Annotated in this window: 3 protein-coding genes; all 3 read left to right on the forward strand. The window is 37.3% G+C overall.

Features of this window, described 5'->3' with window-relative positions; all coding sequences use genetic code 11:
* The first annotated feature begins 162 nt into the window (after positions 1-162).
* The 3 genes from DDZ16_RS20410 (at position 163) to DDZ16_RS20425 (ending at position 3,888) form a co-directional block, all read left to right on the forward strand.
* Positions 163-714, forward strand: a complete 552-nt coding sequence (locus DDZ16_RS20410; protein WP_109266339.1) for a hypothetical protein — start codon at positions 163-165, stop codon at positions 712-714.
* A gap of 499 nt (positions 715-1,213) precedes the next feature.
* Positions 1,214-1,867: an Abi family protein gene (locus tag DDZ16_RS20420; RefSeq protein ID WP_109266340.1), complete on the forward strand. Its 654-nt coding sequence runs from the start codon at positions 1,214-1,216 to the stop codon at positions 1,865-1,867.
* 248 nt (positions 1,868-2,115) lie between these two features.
* The gene (locus tag DDZ16_RS20425; protein WP_109266341.1) at positions 2,116-3,888 is read left to right on the forward strand and encodes a T9SS type A sorting domain-containing protein; all 1,773 of its coding nucleotides are present in this window, start codon (positions 2,116-2,118) and stop codon (positions 3,886-3,888) included.
* The last annotated feature ends 175 nt before the right edge of the window (positions 3,889-4,063 follow it).

Here is a 4,063-nt window from a genome sequence, read left to right on the forward strand (position 1 = left end):
TTGTCAACGACAACAAAAGTAGTAATAACAGCCGGGTCTTCCCTCACCGGGCAGGCTTTAAAAGTGCCTGAGCCGTGTGCCGGGAAACTGGCACGCACGGTTCTTAGGGGGCGTAAGCTACCCGGTTGCGCAATTGGAATCTCAATTTAAAGAAACGGATAAATGGGAAAAACGAAAATAATATCGTCGATAATTTTATCGTTTATACTTATTGCTTGTACAGAAAGAACTAAAAATGAATTGAACTTACCAGTTATTTCTCATCGTTATCATGTTTATAAAAAGGATAGTATTATTGAGTCAAATAATTTGTTACTTGACAAGATAACTACAAATGACTCGATATATTATTATTACAAATACGATAAAAGTGGAGACGAACTTTTATACTCTTTGAAAAGGTCAAAGGTGGACAAAACAAATCTGCTTATTATCGGAACAGAATGCCCTTTAATTGCACAAAAGAAATATCAAATAGAAAATCAAGAATTTAAAATTTTCAAGTATGATTATGATAATCACAAGAGTTCAGATGAAGAAACAAGTTACTTTTATTGTGAAAAATATGGACTATTGATTGTTGACAATTACACAGAATACGGCTTAGTCTATTCGTTTGAATATGACTCAATTTCTCAAAGTATAGTTAATCAAATATTAAAAGATAGTACTGCTTTTGGGATTAAAATACCTCTAATACCTCCAGCATCTTGATTAATTAGATAGACAAAGTTAATATTAAGCAAAATAATTAAATTTGAAAGAATTGGGATTAATCAATCAACTTTTAGGGATAAGCTTGAAAACATTAACACCAACTTATCTTCAATCTGAAAAAAGAGAAAAGGTTAGAGAATCCATTGAAAAATTGAATAAATCAAACCTTTGATTGAGAAAAACAGAAATAGCATAGAAACAAAAGCGCATAACGGAGCTATATACGCCAGCCGTGGCATGCACAGCATATTGAGGGTCTCGTATTCCCCTCTCCCATGCGTTCAAGCTGATAAATCCATAGCTGGTCTGAAAGCCACGCCCAGGCGCATATAGCCGGGACGTTGCCGCCCATAGTAAGGAAAAAATGAACACCTAAAGAAAAATATTAACTTTGAAATAATTAACAGAAAGGTATAAAAACAAAAAACCCGGCTTCATCACCAGCATAAGGACTGGGAGAGGAATGACCGGGACGACAATACAAAGATAATAATAAATGGATAGAAAAGCAATTGAACGGATTTTTTCAGAAGAAAGACTTGAACCATACGTAAAACACCATGGTGGTGATTTTGAAAATGCCGTTAAACACTATAAATCAAACATTAAGATTTCTGAAGCATTCTATCCACTTCTTTCGATATTGGAAGTGGGATTGAGAAATAATATCCACGGTCAATTAGAGAGAAGATTCAATGATAAAAACTGGTTTGAAAATCCAGAATTTATAAAATTAGTAACTCGTTTTCAGGTAGATAAAATCACTGAAGCCAGAAACGCAATATTAAGAGAGAAAAAAGAAATATCAACCGGTAAAATAATATCCGAACTTTCTTTTGGGTTTTGGACTTCGCTATTGGATTCAAAATTTGAACCTTCGCTCTGGAAAAATATCCGATTTGCTTTCCCAAACTGTCCGAAAAATAACAGAAAACGGAAAACAATGAGCAAAAAGTTTAATGGGATAAGAAAGCTAAGAAATAGAATATTTCATCACGAACCAATTTCTTGGAATTTAGCAGCACTATTAAATTACGAAAACGAAATGATTGAAGGAATAAATTGGCTTGATAAAGATTTAATTTCTTGGAGCCATGATTTGATAAACACCAAAGAAATAATTATGAATAGTAAAACCCTGATTCGATAGAAACTACGGGCGGCAACAAAGCTATTATACGCCAGCCGTGGCATCCACAGCATATTGAGGGTTTTGTTTTACCCTCTCACATGCATTCAAGCTGATAAAGTCACAGCGGGTCTGAAAGCCACGGGCCAGGCGCATATAGCCGGGACGTTGCCGCCCATAGTAAGGAAAAAGACGCATAAATCAGTTAGATATAAACTTTGGAACCTTAAACGGAACGATATATTAAAAAAATCAAAAAAGACATAAAAATGAAAAACCCAAACTATGTAATCGTTTTAATGCTATTGGCTATAGCAAATGCCAGTGCACAAAGAGGTTTTGAATTTCCGGAAGATTTCAAACCTAATGAAAGGGCACACCAATATTTAGAAAAGGAAGGTTTTGAACCAGTTAAACATCATTCAAAGCCCCTTTCTGCTTCTTTCTCTGACAGAAATATGCTAAAAAGCAATAGTGCAGAATCTCAACTTGATTCTGTACGTAGCTATGTATATACTTCTGAGACTGATTCCGTGTTTAGTAGGAAGGAAGAATACACCTACGATTCCGATGGAAACAGGACTTTATGGGTGATTTACGACTGGGATAGTGAAAACGGTGAATGGGTTGCACACAGGAAGGATGAATCCACCTACGATTCCTCAGGCAACCAGACTTTATTTGAGAGATATTACTGGGATAGTGTGCAGAAGGAATGGATTGGTTCCTCATTCCAAGGGAAGAAAGAATACACCTATGATTCCTCTGGCAACGCGATTTTATCTGTGATTTACGACTGGGATAGTGTAAACGGAGAATGGGTTGGCGACAGCAAGACTGAATCCACCTACGATTCCTCTGGCAACGCGATTTTATCTGCGAGTTATAACTGGAATAGTGAAACCGGAGAATGGATTGGCCGAAGGAAGTATGAAGCGACCTACGATTCCGCGGAAAACAGGACTTTATCTGCGAGTTATGAATGGGATAGTGTAAACGGAGAATGGGTTGGTGACTCCAAGGATGAAGTCACCTACGATTCCACGGGAAACAGGACTTTATGGGTGATTTATGAATGGGATAGTGTAACCAGAGGATGGGTTGGCAGCAGGAAGCGAGAATACACCTACGATTCTTCAGACAACGAGACTTTAGATGCGAGATATTACTGGGATAGTGTAAACGAAGAATGGGTTGGTGACTGGAAGTATGAATACACCTACGATTCTTCAGACAACATGATTTTATATGAGAGTTATAACCGTTTTAGTGTAAACGGAGATTGGATTGGCTCCTTTAAGTATGAAGACACCTTCGATTCTTCTGGCAACATGACTTTACGGGTGTATTATAGATGGGATAGTGAAAACGGGGTATGGGTTAGCAGTTCGAAGGAAGAATACACCTATGATTCCTCTGGCAACAATACTTTATACGAGAAATATTACTGGGATAGTGTAAACGAAGAATGGGTTGGGGGCCAAAAGACTGAATCCACCTACGATTCCTCTGGCAACAGAACTTTGTATTTGACTTTTGGTCACAGGAAGGAAGAATACACCTACGATTCCTCTGGCAATACGACTTTATCTGCGACTTATTCCTGGGATAGTGGAACCGGAGAATGGGTTGGTGACCGGAAAACTGAATATACCTACAATTCCTATGGCAACTGGACTTTATGGGTGACTTACGACTGGGAGATTGAACAATCAACTTGGAAGTTAGATGAAAAAAAGTTTTTTTATTATTTCAATACCCCTACCATTATTGAAGATGAATTACACAGTCCCTATCAAGAAAAGAACTTCGATAAAGTTTCTTTATTTCCCAATCCCGCCAATACCCAGATTACCGTTTCCGCTGATGACCAAATATTACAATTACAAATATTTAACCTCGAAGGAAAAATAGTGGATGCTTATGAAGTTAATGAAGTGGAAACCAATATTGATATTAGTCGTCTTGATATAGGTCTATATATAATGCGGATAAAAATTGAATCTGGTTTTATTACAAAACGATTGCAAGTTATAAGATGATTTTTTTGAAACATTAAAAAACTTAACAAACTATTAACTACGGGTCGGCAATCGAGTAGACTGCCGCTAGGCCATTAGCCTAGCGGAGAGCCTCTCACACCACCGTACGTACGGGTCTCGTATACGGCGGTTCCTTAAACCATGGGAAACAGTTGATTCATTTCCGTATTTTTGG

The sequence above is a fragment of the Marinilabilia rubra genome (genome assembly GCF_003121985.1).
GTDB lineage: Bacteria > Bacteroidota > Bacteroidia > Bacteroidales > Marinilabiliaceae > Marinilabilia > Marinilabilia rubra.